Genomic DNA, 24,759 nt, shown 5'->3' with positions numbered 1-24,759 from the left:
AACATCATATTCACGCTTCGGGTCATTCGGCTCTCGTTCCTGTTAATAGGTATAAAGAAAAATGTGAAATAAAGTGATTGCTAACTAAATTGTTGTGTGATATTATGATCCAGTAAACGTTTACATCAATAATGAATTGAATATTAGCAGTGTTTGGCTGTTACTGGTAAAGCAGGCATGACCAAAATGATTTTGCATTTTCCTTATGTGAGAAGGGGGAGGCATATCGTTTTGGTCTTTTTTATATCCAATTTCAGAAATGAGGCAAAGGTATGGATTATCGCAAGTTGGGACAAGAGATTACGGAATTGGTTGGAAAGAAGGATAATATCGCTCGGCTTACGCACTGCGCAACCCGACTTCGGTTCGAACTGCACGATATCTCCAAAGCGGAGACAGAAAAACTCAAAGCTCTTCCAGGTGTCATTACCGTTGTGAACAATGGTGGACAATACCAGGTTGTCGTGGGCAATGAGGTGCAGCAGGTCTACCGAGTTATCACTCAGCAGATGGGTTCAGCAACCCAAAGTGCGGAGTCCAAATCAGATTCCGGCAAAAATAACGGACCAAAGCAGAAACAGAGCTGGATTTCCAGATTCATAAGCGTAATCTCGACGACATTTACTCCGGTAATACCGGCAATTATTGGCGCGGGTATGATCAAAGCGATATTAGCCGTACTTGTGCTGACAGGCCTCGTAACTACAGAAAGCCAAAACTATTACATCCTTAACACCATTGCGGATGCGGCATTTTATTTCATGCCTATTCTGCTGGCTTATGGAGCTTCCATTAAGTTCGAAACAAGTCCAATTCTGGCGATGACCGTTGCCGGTGTTTTGTTACACCCGGGATGGAGCGCCCTGATGGCGGAAGGAAAAGATGTGTTTTTCATCGGTGTTCCAGTTCGACTAACCGATTACGCAGGTTCCGTGCTGCCAATTATTATTGTCGTTTGGCTCATGTCTTATATTGAACGTTTCGCGGATCGAGTATCGCCCTCAATGATCAAATTTTTCACGAAACCGATGATTGTGCTATTGATTACAGCACCTCTTGCATTGGTGGCGATCGGGCCTTTCGGAACGTACCTGAATGATCTGGTTGCGCTGGGTGCAGAAGCGATTAATGCCAGAGCCAGTTGGCTGATTCCTTTGTTAATGGGAACTTTGCAACCGTTCCTGATCGTGACAGGCACTGCATGGGCGATGACGCCGATTGCAACTAGCCAACTGACCAAAAATGGATATGAAATGATCAACGGTCCGGGAATGCTTGCGTCCAATATTGCTCAAGGTGGGGCTACGCTTGCTGTAGCATTAAAAACCAAAAACAAAAAACTGAAACAGCTCGCTGCTTCTTCCGGTTTCACCGCTGTGCTGGGCATCACGGAACCATCCTTGTACGGTGTAACACTGAAACTGAAAAAACCCTTGATTGCCGCAATGATTGGTGGTGGCGTAGCAGGGATATACGCTGGTCTGACTGGATTAGTGCGTTATGCCTTCGTTTCTCCTGGGCTTGCCGCGTTGCCTGCCTTCATTGGAAGCAATCCGATGAACATCGTTCATGCCATTGTGACTTGTCTGATTGCTTTTATCGTTACCTTTGCCCTGACATGGATCATTGGTTTTGAAGATCCAGTAGACGATGAAGAAGAAGGCAATTCCAATGTTAACGATGACAAGATGCTTTCCGGGCAGCCTGTTAAAGACAACACGGCCGGCACGCAGTCTGTTGCAACAACAAATGCAAATGTACCGAGCCAAAATGAATTACGCCCACTTACGATCGCCAGCCCGATGCAAGGGGAATTAGTCCATCTGGACCGTGTACCAGACGATGTCTTCTCTTTGGGATTACTGGGTAAGGGCGCTGCAATTATTCCTGCAAAAGGAGAACTGTATGCACCAATCACAGGTGAAGTTACGGCTTTCATGGACTCCAAACATGCGGTCAAATTAAATGGTTATGATGGAGAAGAGGTACTCATTCATATTGGAGTGGATACCGTCAACCTGAAGGGGAGACATTTCGACTCTTCCATTAAAGTGGGGGATCGGGTACAACGGGGTGACTTGTTGATCAGCTTCGATATCGATGCCATCAAGGCGGAAGGATATGAAGTTATAACCCCGATCATTATCGCAAATTCGGATCGTTTCCCGGATATTAAGCTGGAGAAGCAGAGTCCCGTGGAGGTTGGAGCGACTATTATCCACCTTTCATAACAAGCTTAATACGGTCCGTCATATATCTTGATCAATATTAAAATGAAGGAGTGCTTGAGATGTTATATCAACACATCAAACCATTCCCCAATGAATTTCTGTGGGGAGGCTCTACCTCTGCTTATCAAGTGGAGGGAGCCTGGAACGAAGATGGCAAAGGTCTGTCCGTCATTGATATGTGTGATCATCCGGCCGGAACCGCCGATTTCACAGTAGCGAGCGACCACTATCACCGATTCAGAGAAGACGTGAAGCTTTTTGCAGAGCTGGGCCTCAAAGCATATCGTTTTTCGATTGCATGGACTCGAATCTTGCCTTCAGGCACAGGAGCTGTTAATGAAAAAGGACTCAATTACTATCACCAATTGATTGACGAATTGCTGCTCCATGGTATCGAACCCATTGTGACCATGTACCATTTCGACTTACCTTATGAGCTTGAGAAAACGGGAGGATGGAACAACCGGGAAACGATCGATGCTTTTGTCGAGTACGGGCGTATCTTGTTTGAGCATTACGGGCATAAAGTGAAATATTGGTTGACCATTAATGAGCAAAATACGATGATTCTTCATCCGGGTGCCATTGGCACACCGAAGGGCGGACGTTTGCCTTCCAGTAAGGAACTGTATCAGCAAAATCATCACATGTTTGTGGCTCAAGGCAGAACGATGCGACTATTTCATGACATGCTCCCGCAAGGCAAGATCGGTCCTGCATTGAACATGACTTCCATGTACCAGGCAACCTCCAGACCAGCAGATGCAATCGCTGCACATAATTGGGAGACGATTCGCGGATGGGGTTTTCTCGACTTATCAGTATGGGGACGGTATAACCCATTATTCTGGAGTTATTTACATGAACGTGGCATTGAGCCGGTTATTGAGCAGGGTGACATGGATGATATCCGGTCTGGCCGCCCCGATCTGGTAGCAATCAATTATTATTCGACGGCAACCATTGCCGCCAGTACGGGCAATGCGTCGGATGTTACAGCTCGTGCGGGTGATCAGCAAATCATGCTTGGCGAGCAGGGAGTATACCGGGCCGCGGAGAATCCTTATACCGAAAAAACAAAATATGGCTGGGTCATTGACCCGGTTGGCCTGAGGCTAACATTGCGTAAGGTATGTGAACGATATGGTCTCCCGATTCTAATTACGGAAAATGGTATAGGTGCTCCGGATGTACTGGAGGCAGATTACACCATTAACGATACGTACCGGATTGATTTTATTGAGAAACACCTGGAACAGATCAGACTGGCTCTGACGGATGGGGTAGATGTGATTGGTTATTGCCCTTGGTCCGTGATTGACGTGGTAAGCACTCATCAAGGTTATGGGAAACGTTACGGCATGATCTATGTAAACCGCGGTGAACAGGATCTGAAAGACTTGAAGCGCTTGAAGAAGAAAAGCTTCTCGTGGTATCAGGAGGTCATTAAACAGAATGGCAGATGTATCGGAAACTCGGATCAGGCGGTCACGAAAGAATAAAGGATCGTGATGAATGCATGAGAGTAATCAAAATATTGAATAACAGCTTGCTTCTGACCAAAGATGAACAGGGACAAGAAATGATTGTCATGGGAAAAGGCTTGGCATTCAAAGGCAAAGTCGGCGAGCGACTCGATGAGGAGCACATCCAGAAACGATTCATTCTGCAAAATAATCCGTCTGCCCAGGCTTACGTACGAACCATCGAAAACATGCCAGAAAAACATGTGAATGTCATAAACAAACTGATTTCCAATGCCAAAGAAAAGCTGTCTCTTGATGATCAAATCTTCTTTACGCTTATGGATCACTTGTCGTTTGCTATTGAGCGATGGAAAAAAGGGGTAGCATTACAGAATCGCATGTTATGGGAGATCCAGAGGTTTCATCCTGTCGAATTCGAACTGGGGGTTGAATCCGTTCAGATGCTGAATCTAGAACTGGGTATTGAACTGCCGGAAGAAGAAGCAGGGAATATCGCTTTTCATTTCGTGAATGCCCAAACACATGAGCAGAATATGGAGCGCACGATGCAATCCGTTAAGATGTTAAAAGATATTTTTAACCTGATTCAATACACCTTTGATATACAATTGAACAAAAATTCCATCCATTATGTGAGACTCGTCACACATTTGCAATTCTTCATCCAGCGTTTACAAGAAGGGCGTCTGGGCAATTCGGCGAAAGATTTTATATTTCAACACATGGCGAAGGAGCATCCGCTTGAATACAAATGCGCGGAGATGATCAAAACCTACGTGCAAAACATGCTGGATATCTCCATATCGAACGAGGAATTATTATATTTGATGATTCACATTGCTCGAATTGTGCAGGAGGAGCAAGGTGACGAGGGAGGATTATAAAACAAAGCTAAAGTTATATTCCCTTACTTAGGAGGAGCGATTCTCTGAACATCTGATGCCCTTGATTTCTGGCATGTTCATATGCCTTTTAGTACACAGGAGATAAGATACTTTCTAACAATGACCGTTTTCTCGTATTCTTTCGGGAAACGGTCTTTTATATTTGCAAAAATCTATTCGTATGGTGCCTGTCGATGATTTATTTATGAAAAAAAATAGTTTTCTCCTACTTTTTTCATTGAAATTTGGGTTCACTTCAGACCGGATTTTACGATTCATGAAGAAAAATATCCCAAAGGAAAGGAGAAGACAGCAGAAAATCGAGAGGCAATAATGATGAATTCGACATTTAAGCGAATCAGGAGGCAATAAAAATGAAGCAGTGCTATAACCTTGTTAAATGGATGGTTATTCGTGTGTTTGTCGTAAGCATCTGTGCGGTTATAAGGTACGTTCCCGGCAGGGGGGCCGCCGATGATTCGGTTATCCATACCCAGCCAGCAATCTTGGAGACGGTAAGCCCGTCAGGATTCGTACATCCTTCCGTGGGTTTCACTGGTGATGCGCTGAAGCTAATGAAGGAGAAGGTTGCCATTGGTGCAGAGCCATGGGCGAGTGCGTTCGAGGACTTCAGGAAGCGTCCCAGTGGATCGCTGGATTATGATATTCGAAATCAGAGCAAGCTGGATAAAACGAAACCGGCATATGATCGCTTGCAGGCGTTTCCATTCAATATCATGAAGGAGTATTCAGAGTATATGTGAATTGTTATAAAGGGGAAGGCATACACCAGATGGACAATGGTATTTTATGGGCGGATTACTGGTCTCTCGCTGAACGGCCGGGACATTTGCGACTGAAGGGATTCAGACCTATCAAGGAAGGTGGCTTTTTCCGGGCTGGCAATACGCTATCTCAACGTTACCTCATGACGACAGGACTACAGGTGGATACCAAGCTTGATCTGGCGGGAATGTCGGATGGACTTCGAGCGGGCCTGGTTTATTTTAATGGGGGCGTGAATTATGCCATGGGTTCTGCGCAAGGGTATAGAGTCTGGTGTCCGTTGGGATATTTGTTGTAAATATGACTAGTTCCAAATTGACTTTGCTTGCCATGATGAACGAATTACGATTTCGAGGAATATAATCATATTGAATAGGCACGGATAAAACCTCTCTGCTAAACAGGGCTCAGGCTGCCGAGAATGTCTCGACAGCCTGGAGTTGCTGAATTAGCAGCTTTTTTTGTTTCGTTTGATATCCCTTTTATACAACCCTCTCAAGTAAGGTCCCAACCTGGTTTGCCATGATATGAGGTGGATACGGCATCCCGTTCGTGATCCACCATTCCACTATTCCTACAAAAGCTGTTCCCATAAAGGAGCCCACAATCAATTCATCCAATCCCTGGTTTCTTTCTTCGTTCATATTTACTTCACCTTTATATTCTTCAATAAGAAACTCAAGGAACCGGGCACGAAAAGAAGGAGCTCCTTTACTCGCCAACATCGTTGAAAAGAATAAATAATTGCGCTCAAAGTATTCGAAATATACCAGATTCGCTTCACTCCACTCCATTTCACATGCATATTGGTTGATGTCCTTCATGTTGTTAATATGCTCTTCAATCAGTTTATCCAGCAGATCAAATTTATCTGTGTAATGCAGGTAGATGGTTGCCCTGTGAACATTTGCCCTGTTGGAAATCTCCTGGATCGTAATGGAATCGAAATTCTTTTCTGACATCAATTCAATGACGGCTTTTTTTATCGCTTCCTGTGATTTGAGTATTCTTCGATCTATTTTAGGCACGTATTTCCACCAAGCTCTCTTAGTTAATAGTCAATTCAGGGGATTTTGTAGAATAATCGACAAACACAGATTATTTAACGATTGTAAGTGCCTCGATTCAATATAATATTATACATATGTCGTGTAAACGATCAAAATCGCGTATGACTAAACGACTACATTGCGGCAGAGACAACCCTGAACCGGTACGAATGGAGAGGATTCGTAAAATCTGGAGGTAACGGCTGAAACAGTAGATCATGAGACGGAGGAAAACAGCGTGATTCCCATCCATATTATTGTTGGCGGCAGCACGTTTACAGCAACTTTAAATAACAATGAAACGACACAAGCCCTGATAGCGCAATTTCCGATGACCATCCAAATGAAAGAACTGAATGGGCTAGAAAAGTATAATGATCTGCCCGAGGAGCTTCCTGCTGCATCTACCGAACGCCCTGAAACCATTCATGCCGGTGAAATTATGTCCTGGTCCGGAAACACTTTGGTGCTTTTTTATCAGACTTTCTCCAATTCTTATGGCGGTTATGTACTACTCGGAAGTGTTGACGATCCGTCTAATTTGGCAGCTACGCTTGGTTCAGGGCATGTACAAGTCACCTGGTCGCTTGCAGAATAAACCGCAGGAATGTTTCCAGAGGTGAAGTTATCTAGAGAAGGAAGACTACTGATTAGTTTATCTATATGGAAAAGGAGTAAAGTGAAATGAAACCCAAAGACATTCTTGAACGAGATAAAAATGGCGAGTTAATTTCTTTAAATGACCCGGAGTATTATAAAATTCATGATCTTATTGTTGAAGCACAGAAAATTACAATGCAATTAAACAACTCATATCATGAAGCGAAAGAAGTCAGAGGATTGTTTTCGAAATTAACGGGAGTAGAGGTGGATGAATCGTTTGGACTTCTTCCTCCTTTTTACACGGATTTTGGCAAGAATATCAGAGTGGGAAGAAATGTGTTTATCAATCATGCTTGTACTTTTATGGACAGAGGTGGCATAACCCTCGAAGATAACGTATTGATAGGTCCAAAAGTTAACCTGATTACCATTAACCACCCGCTGGAACCAGCTGAAAGACGCTCCACGATATCTACTCCAATAGTCATCAAGAAAAACGCTTGGCTTGGGGCAGGCACGATGATCATGCCTGGGGTTACGATCGGAGAAAATTCTATCGTTGCTGCAGGTGCAGTGGTCACCAAGGACGTTCCACCCAATACGATTGCTGCAGGTGTTCCTGCGAAAATTATAAAGAATTTGGAATAGAAAGGCTCATGTAATCGGGAAAATATAGAAAAATGTAGAAAGACATAAAGTTACCAACCTGACTGAGGAGTAACATCAAGTAATGATGGTGTTCTGAACTGGGAAGCGTGAGGAAAAGCCAAACCCAATCTTCCGAAAAACACGACATTCGTGAGTATAAAGGGTGGTAACCATGGTCAATTTGTCTCCTACTGGATGCAAAAGGAAGACAGCGCGCCTAAGATTACAGGACAGGAACAGCTTCAGCAGGTTGTTCAGGCACTGAAAGAGTGGATGTAATCAGTACAAAAATATAAAAAGGACCGTAAGTGTCATCTTCCATCGATGAATGCTTTCGGTCCTTTTATGTTTAACCTGTACCTTAATGCCTGGCAGCATCTTTATAAAAATATCTAATGAACGACGGTATCGGTTTACGCCTCTCTTTGTTAACGTCTTCGGAAGGCTCCGCCGCGTGCCAGAGCGAAGAAGATGAGCAGGGCAATAATTGAGCCAACGATGGCGGGAATAATATGAAATCCGCCAATCACCGGCCCCCTTGGTCCCAGCAATTCCGTACCTAACCAGGAACCGATAAAACCCGCAATAATGTTCCCAAGTACACCACCTGGTACGTCCCGCCCAATCAAGTTGCCGCTTAACCAGCCAATAAGTCCACCAACAATGAGTACCCAGAGCAGATCCATGGATTGTTCTCCTTTCTTCGAGTTTATTACAAGTTATGTTGGACTGAGTGGAATATACCTCACCTTCCAGTTGGTGGAGCAATCTAAAGTGTCTGTGCTAAGATGAGGGTGAATTATGATTCAAGCTGGGGAGCAAGGCTAGAAGGGATGCACTTGAAGAAGATACTTGTCATTGACGATGAAGTCGCAATCAGAGATTGAATTGAGCTCGTATCGAGAAGAGAAAACGACGTCGTTCAAACGGCTGAAAACGGTAAAATAGCCTTGCAGCTGCTGGATGCGGTACTCTATCATATAATGGTAACATCTTTAAAAACTGTTTTAAATTATGGATAGATCTTTGTGTTATTAAATTATCGGAAAATGAAAGAAGCAGGTGTTCAATGTGATCGGCTGCTTTTATTTAGTTAACGGGCAGGTTATTAATGGTGGCTACAGCAGTCCAACTCCATTTTTCTTCATAATCGGTTTTTAAACACCCATTTTAATTCCGTGGAACAATTCAAAAAAACGGCCGCTGTTCGCATCGTTTGCGACAGGGCCGTTTTTTGTTTTTCGTAGGCTAGCATCAATTGCTATTCATTCTTGCCAAACACTCATAGGGTCCCATGGCTTGATTTGATTACCATATTTTCCGGCCAAAAAAACTTTCATGTCTTCCAGCTTAGCAGGCACCTCGTTCCAAATTGGAAGGGGTGGTAACCCTCGTTTGCTTTTCAATAGGATGTCCACTGTAACATACAAGCGTTCTGGCTGAATCCAATGAAGGAAGCGGGAAATATCAATTTGCTTGGTCAGGGACAAGGCATCAATTTCGTCATTGTAATGCTTGTTGAACTCGCTGATCAGGTTCAGGAGGTAGTCTCTCTGCTCCTTCACGAAGTCCAGGCCGCAGATGGCGCCATGTCCTGGAATAACGATTTCGGGTTTAATTTCATCAATAATGCGGTCAAGCACTTTAACCCAATTGAGGGTTCCCTCTTCGCTGTATGCCGTACACCCGTTAAACACCACATCGCCGGCGAACAGCACTTTTTCTTTTGGCATCCACATCAGCAAGTCACTGTCAGAGTGGGCCGGAGCAACATTGTAAATCATAACTTCCGTATCGCCAAGACGGATGTTTATATCGTCCTTTATCTCAATATTCGGGTGCACCCATTCTACGCCTTCCAGGTTGAATCCTTCAAATTCCGCTGCAAAAAACCGCTCGCCCGGAGTAGATTCCGTAGAATCCTTTCCTCTTCTAATGACGCTGTCCATCCAGGCGATATTTTCGGTGAGGCGCTCTCTGGAGGCTTCCTTGTGCATAATAATGCAAGCATCTTCAAACACTTTGTTTCCCCAGGCATGGTCGCTGTTATAGTGCGAGTTCACCACATATGCGGGAGAGCCGCCGTTGCTTACTTCCATAAAAGCCTCTCTCATTTCCCGCGCATGGAACAAATCGAAGAACGTGTCATACACCAGCCCTTCACCCTTGTTGATAAACCCGGCATTGGCCCAACTGATCCCGCGATACGGCGAAATACCGGCAAAAACGCCATCTGCGACTTCAATAAATTTAACACGAGGTTTTTGAATAATACGTCCATACTTCATGAAAATTCTCCTTTGCGTATTTGTTTTGGGGTAAGGCATACTGACTATGTCTTATTGTAGAGAATGGAAAACAGAAATGCAAGCATGCACTTGCATGCATTCGTTCTATGCAATATGATAGTATCAGAACAACATCACACTACATGGATGGAGGCGCTTAACCATGAAACTAGTAACCTTTCAAACCAATACATCCCAGGAACCGTTGTTTGGGCTTGTAATAAACGAGAAATTTGTCGTGTCTTTTGCCGCAATCATGAAAAAGCAGGGAACATTCGTTGACAGTCTTGAAAGTATGGACAGCTATCTTCATTATTTGCCAGCAAGTGATGATGCCGCTAAGGAAATGATGCAATATGCTGTCGAACAGGTGCATCAATTCAATGAAAATGAAATCAGCCCGATTGCAGCGGTAAACCTGCTACCGCCGGTTCCGAATCCGGCTGCGCTTATCGATTTCGGACTGACGCCAAGACATCTGAGAAATGCTGGCGTAAATCTGCTGCAAAGAGAATATACAGGGCCGGAAAGAGAAGAGCTCACACGTAAAATTTCCCACAAATTCCAGCAAGATCTGAATAAAGTAACTTTCAGTTATTATAAGTGTAACCATAATGCATTGATTGGCGATGGGGATACGATTCATTGGCCTTCGTACTCTTCCTACCTGGATATCGAGCCGGAGCTGGCCTTTGTTACAGGGAAGGGGAACTGCATTGCAGGTTATGTTATTTTTAATGACAGTACTGTCCGCGATGTGCAGTGGCCGGATTTCCAGGCGATGACCGGACCGACGCGCTGCAAAGATTTCGATCGCAGCAAAGGAATCGGACCATTTCTGGTAACGCCGGATGAAATCGACAACCCGTTGGTATTGGATGTGGATGTACGCATCGGGGAGAGACTGCACTGGAAGGGAAGCACATCCGAGTATTCGGCACACCCTGCAAAAGTGATGGAGGAGGTTCTCAAAGTTTTCACGCCACTCCCGGGCACGATTATAGGAATGGGGACGATACCGGATTGCTGCGCAATCGAGACCGAAGAATGGCTGTTGCCCTCTGATCGAATCCAGATTACATTTGATAAATTAGGCACGCTCACGCAATTGGTGCCTGATCATGTCAAGATTACGGAACCAAGCCGCTGGGAAAAAAGAAGCGATTTGCTTTAAATAAACGTTTATGAAAATGATGAACCCCGACCCTGCTGCATATGCAAAACTTGTAGTAGAATAGGTTTAACATATGCAAAAGGAGAAATACAATGCAAACTTCAGACAGAATCATTGAAGCCGCGACACAGCTCATCAAAAAGAATGGCTATCGGGGAGTAAGCACCAAAGCCATTGCAACGGAAGCTAAAGTCAATGAATCTACGATTTTTCGGCAATTTGGAAGCAAGCAAGGCATATTGGAAGCCATCATTGAAAGACATTCGGATATCCCGCAATTTGAGAAGCTGTTAAAAGAGGACGCGACCGATAATCCGGAAGTTGATCTGTTGAATGTAAGCCAGCAGTACCGTTTGTTTTTCCATAAAAATGCGGACATCATTTTGATTGGCATCCGCGACAAAGGAATGTTTCCCGAATTGGACAGAGTGCTGGCCGATCCACCGGTGAAGCTGCACTCCTTGCTGGTTGAATATTTTGAACGCCTGCAGAAGAAAAAAGTTATAGCCAGACAGGATGAGCGCCTTGCCGCCATGTCTTTTCTCTCGATGTGCTACGGATTTCAGATGAGCGAGCTGATTCACGGGCAATATCAGTCCCAACTCGTCACCGAGGAAGATTTCTACAAGCACAGTGTCTCATTGTTTGTAAAAGGAATTTTGTCTCAGTCATAAGCTTTGTTGATTTATTTAAATATGCCAAAGACTGCTTTTGCTCGACTAGCTTTACCATTCGTTTCACATTCACAACAAATGCTGTGAGATATGTCTGTATTCGCATACGAAATAGACCTCGGTACTTGGCTGTTGCCATACCGTGAACCTCTTCATCTCAGCATTTTTAAACTCAATATCCAGTCTGCATTTATCAGTAGTTACTCAAAAAAGAATCACTTCCCAAAAGTTATACGGGAAATAGGAGTAAGAGTCCACCTAATTATTAGGCGGACTCTTTTAGTTATTCTTATTTGATGATGGATTTTTCTAAAGAGCAACATAAATGAGGTTGTTTATTTATAATTTCGGAGATGAATTTCGATCGGTACTCCCATGGAGGAGATCACCTTGGGATAAGCACTTATGTTCAGTATTATTTTGATGAAGATACATGTATCTTCATTCTTTCAAATAATGAGTCTATTAATCAGTACAGATTAGGCAATGCTCTGTCAGATATTTTGCATCATATTAATATAAATTTCCAACAAAACAGGAGGAGAGTAGGGAACTTGGACAAGTTTTTGTCCCGATTACCGTAATGGACAAGAACATGATCCGATTGCCGATTAGAAGTATATCTATTCTATCTCTGCCTGCTAATTCATTAAGCTAACGGGCAGATTAGCGTGGTATATTTAATTTAAAGTTCTAACAAGGAGGTCGCAAATGAATTCGATAACCTCGAAAGAGTTTGAAGCTGTTATTAAACTCCCTGCGAATATTCGATATGAATATTTTATAAAGAAGGTTACTGATTCAGAAGAAATTTGGGGGTTGTATGATGACGGTTGGGCAATGTCTTCAGATGATAAAGAGAGATTGCTTATTTCATTCTGGCCTAGGAAAGAGTTTGCAGAGTACTGTGCTTATGAAGAATGGTTAAATTATAAAGCACATTGTATCTCATTAGACGAGTTCATTAGTGACTGGTTACCCAATATGGTGGAGGATCAGCATAAGCTGTCGATCTTTTGGAACAGAGATAATTCTGCAGTTCTTGAGATTCAAGTGCTACTAAATGATTTAGAGAAGGAACTCGAAAAGTATTGATCCATCGTTACGCTAACGGGAAACGTTCCAGAGAGCTTGAAGAAAATGAATCGGAGAATGTTAGGCGAATCGATCAGATTGATGAGATGATCAAGGACATTAGTAAGATATTTGAGGTTAGAGCCGGACACAGCTCAATAGAAACAAACTCTATATATCTTAAAACAGAAGATTCTATTTTCTGGCATGGGTGCTTGTAGGGGAGAATGCATGTTGGAGGAGATATATTTCATTATTTTCTGAAGATAAGCAGAAAAAAGGCATCTCCTGAAGGAGATGCTTTTTTTCTTGAGTAGAAACATTGTTAGGATTGCTACTGGGAATCATTCGTCCTAAATCGAGGAAGTATAAATATATTACTCTCTTTTTTCATTATCTAATCGCCGACGAAATACCAAAGCCGAAACAGCAAATATAATAAAAGATAATGTTGAAGCAGCAGTAACCATCTTCAACACATTTCCTATTGGAGGGTTAAACAACAGAGCAATTGAGATGATTAAAACAGCACCTGTTAAACCCATTCCCAAAATCGAGATCGCTAAAATCTTGTTCATCAAATCACCTCACAAGGGATATTATACCATTTAAAGAGACTGCCCAGAAAAATTAAAGAGTTAGGGTATGTAAATGAGTCGGTCTGGAAGAAAGTTATCAAGAGTCCTAAAAAGAACTACAGTGCCAAGGTTATTTGTCTTTCCGATTTGATGAATATCTAAGTGAGAGTGGTGATCTCTTTTGAGTGATTAAAGATAATGAGCGATATGGAAAAGATCCTTTGGTTAAATGAAGTTGTGGGGATTACAGAAAAAGTATGAGCTGTTATTAAAATCAAATCCACTTGAAATCTTTACATAGTGAAATCTTTTCTTGTTAAGCAAAAAAACGATATTTTGAGATATTCTAATTGAAATTATGGTGTTACTGAGATTAAATACATTACGTGGCCCAGATATAAATTTTTATTCAAAATTATTTAAGCTGCGACCGTTTCTCAGATTTTACCGGGGAACGGTCGTTTTATTTATTACTAAAGTCGCAAACAAGGATCATCATGCTGCGTTTGGAACGCCTCTTAAGACTCCCCCTCCCTGAAGGGCCGGTACGATATGACTGCGGTCGGAAAAACTGGTCAAAATGATGATTCGTGTATCCGGATACGCTTCCGATATGAAGCGACTGGCTTCAATGCCGTCCATTATTAGCATGTACAGGTCCATCAGGATAACATCAGATCGGAGTTTTCCATTCCATATTTAGAATGAGAAATAAAGTAGATGCGCAAATCGAGGGCGAAGTTAAACTAACGGGCAGGATAGTTTAACATGAAAGCTGGCTAGTATATAAATAGTATAAAATCATTTTGGCCTAATACCTACGATGAAAGAAGAAAATGAAAAAGTTTATTGCGTGTCGAGGGACAAGATCTTATACCGATTACCGTAATGGACAAGAACATGATCCGATTTCTGATTAGATAAATGTCTAAGTAGTGGTGGAGGATCTTATTTAGAACGCGCTATATTTTGTGCGGATATTTTTATTTTTTGTCCGCCACATGTGTACAATAAATAAAAAAGATGATACATTGAAATTAGTTTAATCCCTTTTAAAACAGGTTTTTTTGGAGGATTCTTATGTCTCCTGTACGAGGACATACGTATATCGAGGAGGGAATGGGATGTCAAGTCAAGCCTTGGACCAATTTTTAAGTTCGAACATCGAAGATCTAAAGACTAAAGGTCTATATAACGTCATCGATACGCTGCAGGGTGCAAATGGTCCTGTTATTCGTATCGACGGAAAGTCCCTAATCAATTTGTCTTCCAATAACTATTTGGGACTGGCAACAGATTACCGCCTGATTGATGCTTCAGTTAAGGCGTCGCAGACATACGGGGCAGGCGCAGGGGCTGTGAGAACAATTAATGGTACGATGGATCTTCATATTGAGCTTGAAGAAAAACTGGCCCGTTTCAAAAAAACGGAAGCTGTTATCGTGTATCAATCGGGATTTAACTGCAATATGGCTGCTATATCCGCGGTAATGGACCAGCATGATGCGATTTTATCCGATGAGCTGAACCACGCTTCAATTATTGATGGCTGCCGCCTGTCGAGAGCCAAGGTGATTCGCTTTAAGCACTCGGATATGAATGATTTAAGACAAAAGGCGAAAGAGGCCAAGGAATCCGGTCAGTACCATAAAATTATGGTCATCACGGATGGGGTTTTCTCCATGGATGGTGATATAGCAAAGCTGCCCGAAATCGTGAAAATAGCTGAAGAATTCGATCTGATTACTTATGTGGATGATGCTCACGGTTCGGGCGTTCTCGGAGCGGGTGCGGGAACCGTGAAGCATTTTGGATTGTCCGACCGCATTGACTTTCAAATTGGTACTCTTTCCAAGGCGATCGGCGTTGTCGGCGGTTATGTGGCGGGTAAAAAGCAACTGATTGAATGGTTGAAGCTGAGAAGCCGTCCGTTTCTGTTCTCGACATCGCTACCTCCGGCTGCAATCGCTGCTTGCAGCGCTTCTGTCGACATTTTGATGAATGACAAAGAGCTGATCGAGAAGCTGTGGGAGAACGGCAATGATTTGAAAAACGGCTTGAGCCGGTTTGGATATGATGTAGGCCAAAGCGAAACGCCGATCACACCTTGTATCATTGGCGATGAAGTAACCACCCAACAGTTCAGCAAACGGCTCTATGAAGAAGGCGTTTACGCCAAGGCAATCGTGTTTCCGACGGTCCCGAAAGGAACCGGAAGAATACGCAACATGCCGACAGCTGCCCATACCAAGGAGATGCTCGACCAGGTGATCTCTGTTTATGAGAAAGTTGGCAAGGAAATGAAGCTGATTTAGCTGCATTCGCGGGAGTATATTTCGGGAGGAATGTCTTATGAACAAGATTTTGGTGACCGGAGCACTGGGCCAAATTGGTTCTGAGTTAGTTGTTAAATTACGTGAAATCTATGGTGCGGATTCCGTCGTTGCTACGGATCTCAGGTCATCAGCCCACGAAATTACCCGATCCGGGCCATTCGAGCTGCTGGACGTGACGAATGATAAGGCGATGTTCGAAATCGCCAAGCGGTACGAAGTGGATACCGTCATCCATTTGGCTGCTCTGCTGTCGGCTACCGCAGAGGAGAAACCGCTGCTTGCCTGGAATTTGAATATGGGCGGATTGATGAATGCACTTGAAATATCCAGGGAGCTCGGCTGCCAATTTTTCACTCCAAGCTCTATTGGATCTTTTGGTCCTTCGACTCCGAAAGACAATACCCCGCAGGATACGATCCAGAGGCCCAATACGATGTACGGCGTGAACAAAGTGTCCGGCGAACTGCTTTGTGATTATTATTTTCACAAATACGGCCTGGATACTAGGGGGCTGCGATTCCCGGGTTTAATATCTTATATGACGCCTCCCGGCGGAGGAACGACGGATTACGCCGTGGAAATTTATTACGCAGCTGTGACGGCTGGACGGTATACATCTTATATCGCCAAGGACTCAAACATGGACATGATGTATATGCCGGATGCCCTGAACGCTATCATCGAATTGATGGAAGCGGATTCTTCCCGGTTGATACACCGAAATTCATTTAATGTCACCGCAATGAGCGTGGATCCGGAGGCGATTGCTGCAGCGATTCGGGATGAGTTTCCCGGCTTTATCCTCGATTATGACGTTGATCCGAAGAGACAGGCAATTGCCGATAGCTGGCCGCATTCCATTGATTCGACGGCAGCGAAAACAGAATGGGGATTTCATCCCCGCTACGACCTGAAGGCCATGACGAAGGATATGCTTTCACAGCTAAGCGAGAGACAAATGCTTCGCAAGGCTTAAAGTGATTATGAATTCGCTGTGCAAAGCGAGTTGAAATACAAAAGAAGCTGCATCAAGAGGTTTGGCGTTACTCGGACCTTTTGTTGCAGCTTCTTTTTTCATCCTCCAGCCCAGACATTTCCGTCGTCTGTGGCTTATCAGATAAAGAACACGGCATAAAGTTTGCAACAGGACGGACCGAGGAATGCAAAATAAAACACAGAAGTGAAAGAAAGGGAGCTGTTTATTTCGCGGGACAAGAACATGTTCTCATTGCGATAGGCGTTTATCTAATCGTTATTTTGCCTGTTAATTCATTTATAGATATAATGCAGATGTACAATGACACAAAGTTACCAAACAATAAACAAGAGAACCCTTTCAGCCACATTAATAAAAGAATAAAATGATAGTTTCATTAATCAAACAAGGAGTGTGCATATAATGGATTCGTTTTCGAAAGAAACAAAAGATAATTCTTACGTAGTAATTCCGTCAGAAAATGTAACTAAGATACAACTTGGAGATCCATGTTATATTGGTTATCAACTAGATGGGCAAGAATTCTGGGAATTAACGGGTGTCTCTTATACGACTGAAGTATCTTCGTTTAGAAGTTCGTAAATACCAATACCATATGGCAGGACATATGCATCATGCCTTATTACCGCTTAGCAAGCTGCTATAAGTTAATTTTCTATTTTGAAGAAGGAAGGGGATAACCTTGCAGGAGTACTAACTGACGCCTATAGAAATAGTAGCGATCCGTTGGGTTGTAGCACATTTTTCAAGGTAGTTCCTTTGTTTCGTGACAGTCTAATTGAAATCGGTATTAAAGAAGGTGTGACTCATATTACTGATGGTATAGTTTCAGATGATACGATTTCACACGTTGATCTAATAGCCTTTTACAAAAAAATAGGCTTTACGTTGATAATAGAAAGTTACATATGGTCTATATAGAAGCAATGATAAGATTAATTTCATTGAAGGAGGTTCGAGATGAGAAACGAAGAATGTTGTCCTGAATGTGGAGGAACAAAATTAGGGGAGGGCAAGTCGCACGGCGAAGCTAGGGTATATCCTATGAAAAAGATGCTAACATTAGGATCAGATGTTACTCATGTAATTTGTATAACGTGTGGATTTATTTTAAAAAGTTTTGTTAAAGAGCCACATAAATTTGAGGATAATAAATAAATAAAATTGTACTGCAAGAAAGGGGACCAACAGATCAAGTTCTAACTCTGCTCAGTTAAATAAAGACTAAAGGGCATAATTGCATGAAAGTAGGGAACTTTAAAAAAATTCAGTCTTTGTGGTCGAGGGACAAAAACAAGGTCCCATTGAAGTCGCTATTTTAGCGGCTTTTTTATGTTATCGGTACAAGTTCGTGTCCCGAGCCGAGGACATGAACTTGTACCGATTGCCGAAATGGACAAGAACATATTCCGATTACCTATTAGATGATTATCTTGATTTTGTAAGTCTTGTAGGACGCAATATAACGATTATGGCGGCCAACACCAACTCGATCATATATGGAGCAAATTTTGCTGCACATATGGGATTCAGAAAGAAATGATTTCATACCTCCCTCACTGTAAATTGTCCTTTGAGTATAGACGTAAAAGCTCCTTTACCAGTGAGAGGTGGGTAAAGGAGCATATCTAGATCTTGTTAAAGTTTACTTTGATTCAATTCGACCGATTGGATTTGGATCTTCTGATAAAGCCTTTTGAACTGCCGTCCAGCTGTCATGTTCAATATCGAGCGCATGACAAAGATAAGCCCATGAGACCAGCTGAATTAAGGCGACATGTTCTGGATTTTCATCTGTTGTTTCCGTAACTTCATAACCCGGGATTCCGCCAAGTGAGTGTTCTGCACCGAATAGGGTGAGCAGGCTCTCGGCCCCTGGGCTTAAGAAGTAGGGGTCGGACATCCATTCCGGGCCGCGGACGGTCAACTGATACTTTTGCGGGGTGTAGTCCTGATCCCCGACGATCACAAGTGTGGGTGTGGTCATGTGCGTGAAGCTCACGTTCAAGTGCGGCATATTCTCGGCCGCGAACGTCGTCAGGCTGTCGCCACCTTGTCCAGCGGTGGCAAACAGCACGCCCGCTTTGATGCGCGAGTCAAACAGGTCCACGTCCTTCTTAGTTTCTGGGTCGAGGACTCGCAATCCCAAGAGATTGCCCGCCGTACCGAAGGAATGTCCAGCTGCTGCTGTTCGGCTTCGATCAGTGCGTCCACTTTGTTTTGTAGAGGAATTAAGTCCAGCTCTGAAGACTTTGATTGAAACAGCAACAGCTGCAGATGAAGTACGTGCCAATATTACACCAGATGAATTGTTGTGGGCGGTAGCAAGTCTCTGTACGGGAGTAGACAACGGTGATATAGCGCATGCGAAAAATATTGTTTCTCTTCTTGTAGATGGATTGCGTTACCATGCAAAACGTTAACACTTCGACAGAATCCTTCTTTTTTACTGCGATGGTTTGATCAGAGACGCACTAGTAAAACTATGATAAATATAACTTTGGTTGAAAAGTTTACTAGTGGGCTCTGTGATGGGGATCTTGAAAGCTTCGGTATGTAGTAAAATGTCGCAGGACAAGAACATTGTGTCATTTCGGATTAGATGACTATTTAAACAGTTAGATGATGGAAATCAACGCGCGTGATAAAAGCAGATTACCATAGATAATAGCTAAATTAGATGAGTGTTATTGGCTAGTTTCGGCACAGTCATTTTTGTGAATAAAGTAGTTCTTTTTTGTGCCTCCACATTAGCGAATGAAGGAGCTCAGCATCTTTAATGTCTCCGATACAAAGCTGGACAAAAAAATTGTACCGATTACCGAGATTTGAGGCGTAATTAAGTAAGACTTCTTATCTTTACACCTGCACTGTAGGACGGATCAGGATAAATAAGCGTAAGATCCTAATTCACCTTTAACAAGAGCAGAGGCCGTTGTTATTCTAAATAAGCTTCTAGGTCGCGAGCCAATTGAGGGAAGTACCATTAAGTGGAACGACGTTGCCGAATGGTTCTGGACGTATGGCGATATTCAAGCCGCTTCCAACGTCAATGTAGAGGATTTACTTGCAACGCAATAGTGGTTACTACAGAGCACCTAATCAGGTGCTCTTTATTTTTTCATTCTGTACAAGATGATTTAATTTATAGAGACAGCTATTCTTAAGCCGCAGCTCATCTCTATTTCTGCATATATGCGTAGAGGAAAAAAACGACTTATATTTGCGGTTATTTATTCCACCATTTGCCATTCGCAAATATATAGCATATATATCGGTGGCTAGACTCTAAATGCATCATGGATTAAGATTATTTTAGGTTTATAAATCGATCTCATCCAGCCGGAATTATTATTAAAATTCAAAAATATCCTTTTCACGAAACGCAAATATAACTCAGATAGGTGTGCATCATTATTAAGATTTTAAGAGAGTACATAACGCAGTCCCCTTTAGAGTTGGCGGTGTTCATTGAACTGTCTATTATACTTGCAGAAATGGTGCATCGTGAACACGAGCGGAATAGGATAATTGGATACCTTAGCCCTGACCATATCAGCGTACAGTGGGAGGGGAAAACAGCTCAAGTATCCTGGCATACGGAAAGTCATGCAGCTTATCGTTCTCCCGAGCAATTTGCACGATTCAATCTGGTGCCGAATGAACGCAGTGATCTTTACGCATTAGGGGTTATTCTCTATGAGTTGTTAACCGGACATTTGCCTTTTCATGCTGACAATGATGAAGACTGGGGTACCGTACATACCCGCAAGGTACCTCAATCTTTATCCGATATTCGACCGAGTTTAGACGAAACACTGCAAGCTATACTGATGAAATTACTTGCCAAATCACAGGTGGAGCGTTATCAGAGTATATATGGGGTGCTTGAAGATCTGAAATTGTATCAGAATATGATGATGGATAACGATGGAGCGTTTAAGCCATTGGAAGTGGGACGTTTAGATAAAATCCGTACGCTTTCCCTATCCGAATCGTGGTATGGACGTAGTGCCGAAGTGGTGCAAATGGAGGCTGGGCTGGAGCAGGCTTTTCAAGGAATGAATGCCTTTCGTTGGGTGATAGGCAAAGAAGGAACGGGTAAAACGGCGCTTGTCCATAGAATCGAACAAAACGTCGTTCGACATGGTGGCCGGATGATCACTATGAAAGTGGAACTTTCCCAAAAAAATATTCGATGTGGGCCGATCCTTCAGGGAATGCGGGAATGGGTCTATCAACTGTGGAGTGAGCCGATTGAAATCATTACACGTCTGAAAGCCAAACTACAAGCCGGTTTCGGTCCAGAAATGCAGGTAATCGTATCCTGCTGGCCTGAGGCCAAGCTGTTGTTCGACAACGATGCGAAGGTAGCACATATCTCGGACGATGCGAAGGTCTGGGAACGGTTTGAAGAACTTCTGCCCGACTTGATCTGTTGTATGGCTGAATGCAAGCCACCGTTTGTTTTATTTATGGACAATCTGCAGTGGGTCGACAATGGTACACAAGAGGTAATTCGTGAACTTGCATTATCACAAAAAGCGCATGGGTTATTCCTAATAGGGGCTTATCGTACGGAGGAGTTGATCACTTCCACGGGGGATGTAGCGAATTTTGATCAAGAGGATTTGCTGGCATGGTTAACCTATAGATGCCGTGCCAATCCAGAGGAACAAGTGACTCTGCCACCGCTGGCTTATGAGGATGTGAGGCAGCTGATCTCTGATGCTCTATATGAGAAATCCGGTCGCATTCAACTTCTGGCGCGGTCTGTCCACGATCAGACAGGTGGTAATCCTGGCTCGGTTCGTCTCTTGCTGGAGGGATGGATAAAGGAGAACAGACTACGTTTTGACGAAAGACGACGTCAGTGGGTATGGGACTCTGAAATAACCCGGCAACTAAGCAGATCGAAAGAACATCTGCGTTTGCTGGAGGTAGGCTTCTCCAAGCTCAAGGAAGATCGTAAGGAGTTCTTGGCTATGGCTGCCGCAATTGGTCCGGTATTTCAGTTAACACTCTTGGCCGAAGTGTGCGGCATATCAGTGGATATGGTATTCCTTAATCTTCAAGAGGCGGAAGCTGAAGGGTTTATTTATCGGGAAGACGAAGCAGAGCAAGAAGATGAACAGGATTTGATCTATGTGTTTGCCCATGAATTCATTCACCGAATGGTATATGCTTTCGATTCAGGACGCAATATCCACCGACACCGGGTAATTGGACGGTTCCTACTGGATCGCACTCAGGAGTCACACGATGACCTGTCAAGAACAGCGATTGATCATCTGAACTTGGCAGCTTCGTCATTATCAGACCAAGAAACGAAGCAATTGATTGAGTACAATCTTCAAGCGGGACAAGAGGCGTTGGCAGCGGCGCGCTATGCAAAAGGGAAGTATTATGCAGAAAATGGGCTTCATCTGCTGGCAATATGCAAGGCGGAAGTACCAGGTACACTCGATGTCGAGTTGCAGTTGGTATTAGCTTGGACGGAGTATATGGGTGGCAATAGCGCACGGGCGAAAGAACTGTTGGTGGACTTGAACCAAAGCAGCGATCGACTGAGCCGATCGGAGCGACTCAAAATCTGGGCACCTTTAATACAATTTCATGCATTCGTGGACAATGAGACTGCGGTTCAATTTGGAATGGAGGCGCTAGGCTCGTACGGCTGGAAGCTTGGGAAGAAGAGTTCCCTGTTGTCTATCGCCAAGGAAATGGCCTCGACCGCGGTCCTCTTACATCGAAAACGGGAGAAGCACCTTCTGCTGTCCAACCCACTTGACGAGGATTATGAGGAATTATGCCATTTAATGGAGCTGTTGTTTCTTCCATTACTTACACACGATGCACGATCGCTACTGGAATTGTATGCCCCATTTATTCGTTATGGGTTGCATAAAGGGGTAAATGAGTCGTTAGCATCAATGATCGGAGGATATGAGCTGATTGTGCAAAGGACATTTCCGAGCTTTACTCGAGCGAGTCCGATTGCTGAGGGGGTGTTTCTGCAAATTGCGAACACCTCTACATTGAGGAAAAAGCATGTTTTTACTTTTCTGAGCGGAATGATCAAGCAAATGGACAGTCCTTTGGAATCTTCTGTTGTCTTGTTCAATGCGATGCGTCAAGGGATGGAAGCAGGCGATCATGACTTTGCTAATTCTGCCTTAATTTTTTGTGTTATGGGTAATCATGGGAATGCATATGTCATAAATGAATTGCTCCGATACTTTGAGGAGAACATGCGACAGATTGCCGACGACAAGATACTGGAAATGATGCTGCTGACGAGTAGTTACACAGCAGTGCTGCAAGACGATTCTTTGATCGACAGTTTTGTTTCTATTCCACTGGTGTCGACTGACAGTGAGTTGGATCACCGGGGCGAAGACAACTATAGTTGCGGTTGTCGGCTTGAGGTGGCGTTGCTGTCGGGCAGGTACAGGGAAGCGCTGTATTGGTCGCAACGAGGAAGGGTAAACGAATTTCATTTGGATTGGATGCGAGTTCGTAAACAACGTGTTTACGAGAGTTTGGCATTAGCTGGATTTTATTTTGAGACGAATAGGGAGGATCGTAAGCGGATTCGGAAGACCATACGCGCGCAATTGCGATTGATGAAGAGTTGGCGAGGATTTCTAGACAGAAAGTCCTCCGCATATTTGCTAATCAAAGCAGAAAGTGAACGAATTGCAGGGAATTCGTTTGTCGCCATGAATCAATATACGGCTGCAATTAAGCGAGCGAGAACAGAAAAATACGTATTGCTCGAAGCCATTGCTTGCGAACGGCTTGCTGTATGTTATCAAGATGATCTGCTTAGCCGATCCGGAGCGGCAATTACGATGATGGATGCTTGTGCGGCATACGCCGAATGGGGAATCACCTCCAAAGTAACTCAAATTAGAAGCAGACACGCTGAATTGCTGGACCCGGTTTACAAACGTTATGAGGGTCCAGTATTACAGGAGCGAGCACATATGACTCAAACCATCACAGAGGTAGCTTGGCAGAACGGCCCCAAGATAGGTGAAGGCTCGAAGAGCGAAGAGCAATTCGAGCTTTTACAACGAATCATCAATGGGTTAGCACAGACGAGTAAGGCAGACTGGAGGTTAAATCTCTTAAAAACGGCTCTAAGACAAACCGGAGCAGAGCGTGGTCTGTTGTTGAAGCGTCAAAATAATGAGTTCATTATTGAAGCTAACTCTTCTTACTGGACTGATAAGGAAAAAGAAGCCGACCTGTATGCGGAGAGCGTCTTACGTCATACAGCGATGACGGCGCAACCGCTAATTCTGCATGACGCGCTTCAGAGTTTTTGGGTGAGGGATGCTTATATTGCAGCAAAAAAACAGAGGTCGATTCTGTGCATGTCAATCGATGTTCCGGGAAAACAAGCTTCCTATCTACTATACTTGGAAAATCGACAGATGTCGGGTGTGTTTACAAAGAGGGATGTTCAGATGATGGAGCTTATTGCGACACGGATCATTTATCTCAAGATGCTGGAAGACGAAACTGCGGATACAACATTCCCGAAGGCTTTTGACAGTAACGCTTTGTCCGTGGTGCCTTGTCTCATACAACCGGGGCTGACTGAACCGCTGACTGAACGTGAAACGGAAATTATTAAAGCGATTGCAAAAGGCTTGTCGAACAGGGAGATTGCTAATCTCTTTGGTATAGCGGAGACGACGGTCAAGACACATAGTTCTAGAATATACGGCAAGTTGGGTGTAAAACGGCGGGGACAAGCTGTCGTACGTGCTAGAGAGTTGAAATTAATAGAGTGACAAACAAGGAAGCGAGCCTGAAAGGGCCGCTTCTTTGTTTGTTTTCAAACAGACGACAACTCGAGTTCTTTGGTCATTCCATATTGTAGAAAGGAAGAAGTCTTAGAAATGCACAAAAATGGGTCCGATTAATTTATGTATCAAA

21 protein-coding genes and 2 pseudogenes are annotated in these 24,759 nt (G+C 43.5%); 16 read left to right on the top strand and 7 right to left on the bottom strand.

The window, feature by feature from the left end:
• The first annotated feature begins 272 nt into the window (after positions 1-272).
• From BUA17_RS06700 to BUA17_RS06680, 5 genes are all read left to right on the top strand, one after another.
• Entirely contained in the window at positions 273-2,231 is a 1,959-nt protein-coding gene (locus BUA17_RS06700; protein WP_064637880.1) for a beta-glucoside-specific PTS transporter subunit IIABC, read from the top strand.
• A 59-nt stretch (positions 2,232-2,290) separates the two neighbouring features.
• A complete protein-coding gene (locus BUA17_RS06695) occupies positions 2,291-3,733 on the top strand; it encodes a glycoside hydrolase family 1 protein (protein ID WP_072733001.1) in 1,443 nt (480 codons plus the stop codon).
• Between the two features lie 17 nt (positions 3,734-3,750).
• The gene (locus BUA17_RS06690) at positions 3,751-4,602 is read left to right on the top strand and encodes a BglG family transcription antiterminator LicT (RefSeq protein WP_064640837.1); all 852 of its coding nucleotides are present in this window, start codon (positions 3,751-3,753) and stop codon (positions 4,600-4,602) included.
• 374 nt (positions 4,603-4,976) lie between these two features.
• On the top strand, positions 4,977-5,366 hold the full coding sequence (locus BUA17_RS06685; protein WP_072732999.1) for a hypothetical protein: 390 nt from the start codon (positions 4,977-4,979) through the stop codon (positions 5,364-5,366).
• A 29-nt stretch (positions 5,367-5,395) separates the two neighbouring features.
• Positions 5,396-5,686 carry a beta-xylosidase family glycoside hydrolase gene (locus tag BUA17_RS06680; protein WP_139295619.1) on the top strand — a complete coding sequence of 97 codons (291 nt, stop codon included), beginning with the start codon at positions 5,396-5,398 and terminating at the stop codon, positions 5,684-5,686.
• 184 nt (positions 5,687-5,870) lie between these two features.
• On the opposite strand, the gene BUA17_RS06675 is transcribed toward BUA17_RS06680, so the two are convergent.
• A complete protein-coding gene (locus BUA17_RS06675; protein WP_064637887.1) occupies positions 5,871-6,416 on the bottom strand; it encodes a TetR/AcrR family transcriptional regulator in 546 nt (181 codons plus the stop codon).
• Positions 6,417-6,675: 259 nt separating this feature from the next.
• Between BUA17_RS06675 and BUA17_RS06670 the strand changes: the two genes are divergently transcribed.
• From BUA17_RS06670 to BUA17_RS06660, 3 genes and pseudogenes are all read left to right on the top strand, one after another.
• On the top strand, positions 6,676-7,035 hold the full coding sequence (locus tag BUA17_RS06670; RefSeq protein ID WP_079693627.1) for a cyclophilin-like fold protein: 360 nt from the start codon (positions 6,676-6,678) through the stop codon (positions 7,033-7,035).
• Positions 7,036-7,121: 86 nt separating this feature from the next.
• Positions 7,122-7,688 (top strand): sugar O-acetyltransferase, encoded by a 567-nt coding sequence (locus BUA17_RS06665; protein ID WP_063567453.1) that lies wholly within the window; start codon positions 7,122-7,124, stop codon positions 7,686-7,688.
• A gap of 126 nt (positions 7,689-7,814) precedes the next feature.
• Positions 7,815-7,967, top strand: a pseudogene (locus BUA17_RS06660) (alpha/beta hydrolase); the annotation flags it as partial.
• A gap of 149 nt (positions 7,968-8,116) precedes the next feature.
• On the opposite strand, the gene BUA17_RS06655 reads toward BUA17_RS06660, so the two are convergent.
• Positions 8,117-8,374: a GlsB/YeaQ/YmgE family stress response membrane protein gene (locus BUA17_RS06655; protein WP_024630063.1), complete on the bottom strand. Its 258-nt coding sequence runs from the start codon at positions 8,372-8,374 to the stop codon at positions 8,117-8,119.
• Positions 8,375-8,953: 579 nt separating this feature from the next.
• Positions 8,954-9,976 carry an MBL fold metallo-hydrolase gene (locus BUA17_RS06645; RefSeq protein ID WP_072732997.1) on the bottom strand — a complete coding sequence of 341 codons (1,023 nt, stop codon included), beginning with the start codon at positions 9,974-9,976 and terminating at the stop codon, positions 8,954-8,956.
• Between the two features lie 163 nt (positions 9,977-10,139).
• On the opposite strand from BUA17_RS06645, the gene BUA17_RS06640 reads away from it, so the two are divergent.
• Both BUA17_RS06640 and BUA17_RS06635 read left to right on the top strand, forming a co-directional pair.
• The gene (locus tag BUA17_RS06640; protein WP_072732995.1) at positions 10,140-11,150 is read left to right on the top strand and encodes a fumarylacetoacetate hydrolase family protein; all 1,011 of its coding nucleotides are present in this window, start codon (positions 10,140-10,142) and stop codon (positions 11,148-11,150) included.
• A gap of 92 nt (positions 11,151-11,242) precedes the next feature.
• The gene (locus tag BUA17_RS06635) at positions 11,243-11,824 is read left to right on the top strand and encodes a TetR/AcrR family transcriptional regulator (protein ID WP_064637893.1); all 582 of its coding nucleotides are present in this window, start codon (positions 11,243-11,245) and stop codon (positions 11,822-11,824) included.
• A 22-nt stretch (positions 11,825-11,846) separates the two neighbouring features.
• On the opposite strand, the pseudogene BUA17_RS31560 reads toward BUA17_RS06635, so the two are convergent.
• Positions 11,847-12,001, bottom strand: a pseudogene (locus tag BUA17_RS31560) (transposase); the annotation flags it as partial.
• A gap of 534 nt (positions 12,002-12,535) precedes the next feature.
• Here BUA17_RS31560 and BUA17_RS06625 point away from each other — a divergent pair.
• Positions 12,536-12,919 (top strand): DUF2750 domain-containing protein, encoded by a 384-nt coding sequence (locus BUA17_RS06625; protein ID WP_072732992.1) that lies wholly within the window; start codon positions 12,536-12,538, stop codon positions 12,917-12,919.
• 356 nt (positions 12,920-13,275) lie between these two features.
• On the opposite strand, the gene BUA17_RS06615 is transcribed toward BUA17_RS06625, so the two are convergent.
• Positions 13,276-13,476, bottom strand: a complete 201-nt coding sequence (locus tag BUA17_RS06615; RefSeq protein WP_024630061.1) for a hypothetical protein — start codon at positions 13,474-13,476, stop codon at positions 13,276-13,278.
• A 495-nt stretch (positions 13,477-13,971) separates the two neighbouring features.
• Positions 13,972-14,175 carry a response regulator gene (locus BUA17_RS06610; RefSeq protein WP_280174354.1) on the bottom strand — a complete coding sequence of 68 codons (204 nt, stop codon included), beginning with the start codon at positions 14,173-14,175 and terminating at the stop codon, positions 13,972-13,974.
• 425 nt (positions 14,176-14,600) lie between these two features.
• Here BUA17_RS06610 and BUA17_RS06605 point away from each other — a divergent pair, with 425 nt between their 5' ends.
• The 3 genes from BUA17_RS06605 to BUA17_RS06585 all read left to right on the top strand — a co-directional run bounded on the left by BUA17_RS06605 (position 14,601) and on the right by BUA17_RS06585 (position 17,967).
• Positions 14,601-15,791: a glycine C-acetyltransferase gene (locus tag BUA17_RS06605; RefSeq protein WP_064637899.1), complete on the top strand. Its 1,191-nt coding sequence runs from the start codon at positions 14,601-14,603 to the stop codon at positions 15,789-15,791.
• 37 nt (positions 15,792-15,828) lie between these two features.
• The gene (locus BUA17_RS06600) at positions 15,829-16,788 is read left to right on the top strand and encodes an L-threonine 3-dehydrogenase (RefSeq protein ID WP_072732990.1); all 960 of its coding nucleotides are present in this window, start codon (positions 15,829-15,831) and stop codon (positions 16,786-16,788) included.
• 981 nt (positions 16,789-17,769) lie between these two features.
• Positions 17,770-17,967, top strand: a complete 198-nt coding sequence (locus tag BUA17_RS06585; protein ID WP_063567440.1) for a hypothetical protein — start codon at positions 17,770-17,772, stop codon at positions 17,965-17,967.
• A gap of 487 nt (positions 17,968-18,454) precedes the next feature.
• On the opposite strand, the gene BUA17_RS06580 is transcribed toward BUA17_RS06585, so the two are convergent.
• Entirely contained in the window at positions 18,455-18,958 is a 504-nt protein-coding gene (locus BUA17_RS06580; RefSeq protein ID WP_211754039.1) for an alpha/beta hydrolase, read from the bottom strand.
• A 4-nt stretch (positions 18,959-18,962) separates the two neighbouring features.
• On the opposite strand from BUA17_RS06580, the gene BUA17_RS31110 reads away from it, so the two are divergent.
• Positions 18,963-19,232 carry an SbtR family transcriptional regulator gene (locus BUA17_RS31110; protein ID WP_211754038.1) on the top strand — a complete coding sequence of 90 codons (270 nt, stop codon included), beginning with the start codon at positions 18,963-18,965 and terminating at the stop codon, positions 19,230-19,232.
• 1,041 nt (positions 19,233-20,273) lie between these two features.
• On the top strand, positions 20,274-24,614 hold the full coding sequence (locus BUA17_RS06575; RefSeq protein ID WP_139295617.1) for a BREX system ATP-binding domain-containing protein: 4,341 nt from the start codon (positions 20,274-20,276) through the stop codon (positions 24,612-24,614).
• Positions 24,615-24,759 lie beyond the last annotated feature (145 nt).

Source organism: Paenibacillus sp. ov031, from assembly GCF_900143165.1.
Lineage (GTDB): Bacteria > Bacillota > Bacilli > Paenibacillales > Paenibacillaceae > Paenibacillus > Paenibacillus marchantiae.
This window is presented reverse-complemented; position numbering and strand designations above follow the sequence as displayed.

What these genes read in the sequence shown, in the direction of transcription:
- BUA17_RS06700 (WP_064637880.1), top strand. Translation starts at nt 273, where the DNA reads ATGGATTATCGCAAGTTGGGACAAGAGATTACGGAATTGGTTGGAAAG.
- BUA17_RS06695 (WP_072733001.1), top strand. Translation starts at nt 2,291, where the DNA reads ATGTTATATCAACACATCAAACCATTCCCCAATGAATTTCTGTGGGGA.
- BUA17_RS06690 (WP_064640837.1), top strand. Translation starts at nt 3,751, where the DNA reads ATGAGAGTAATCAAAATATTGAATAACAGCTTGCTTCTGACCAAAGAT.
- BUA17_RS06685 (WP_072732999.1), top strand. Translation starts at nt 4,977, where the DNA reads ATGAAGCAGTGCTATAACCTTGTTAAATGGATGGTTATTCGTGTGTTT.
- BUA17_RS06680 (WP_139295619.1), top strand. Translation starts at nt 5,396, where the DNA reads ATGGACAATGGTATTTTATGGGCGGATTACTGGTCTCTCGCTGAACGG.
- BUA17_RS06665 (WP_063567453.1), top strand. Translation starts at nt 7,122, where the DNA reads ATGAAACCCAAAGACATTCTTGAACGAGATAAAAATGGCGAGTTAATT.
- BUA17_RS06655 (WP_024630063.1), bottom strand. Translation starts at nt 8,374, where the DNA reads ATGGATCTGCTCTGGGTACTCATTGTTGGTGGACTTATTGGCTGGTTA.
- BUA17_RS06645 (WP_072732997.1), bottom strand. Translation starts at nt 9,976, where the DNA reads ATGAAGTATGGACGTATTATTCAAAAACCTCGTGTTAAATTTATTGAA.
- BUA17_RS06640 (WP_072732995.1), top strand. Translation starts at nt 10,140, where the DNA reads ATGAAACTAGTAACCTTTCAAACCAATACATCCCAGGAACCGTTGTTT.
- BUA17_RS06635 (WP_064637893.1), top strand. Translation starts at nt 11,243, where the DNA reads ATGCAAACTTCAGACAGAATCATTGAAGCCGCGACACAGCTCATCAAA.
- BUA17_RS06625 (WP_072732992.1), top strand. Translation starts at nt 12,536, where the DNA reads ATGAATTCGATAACCTCGAAAGAGTTTGAAGCTGTTATTAAACTCCCT.
- BUA17_RS06615 (WP_024630061.1), bottom strand. Translation starts at nt 13,476, where the DNA reads ATGAACAAGATTTTAGCGATCTCGATTTTGGGAATGGGTTTAACAGGT.
- BUA17_RS06605 (WP_064637899.1), top strand. Translation starts at nt 14,601, where the DNA reads ATGTCAAGTCAAGCCTTGGACCAATTTTTAAGTTCGAACATCGAAGAT.
- BUA17_RS06600 (WP_072732990.1), top strand. Translation starts at nt 15,829, where the DNA reads ATGAACAAGATTTTGGTGACCGGAGCACTGGGCCAAATTGGTTCTGAG.
- BUA17_RS06585 (WP_063567440.1), top strand. Translation starts at nt 17,770, where the DNA reads ATGAGAAACGAAGAATGTTGTCCTGAATGTGGAGGAACAAAATTAGGG.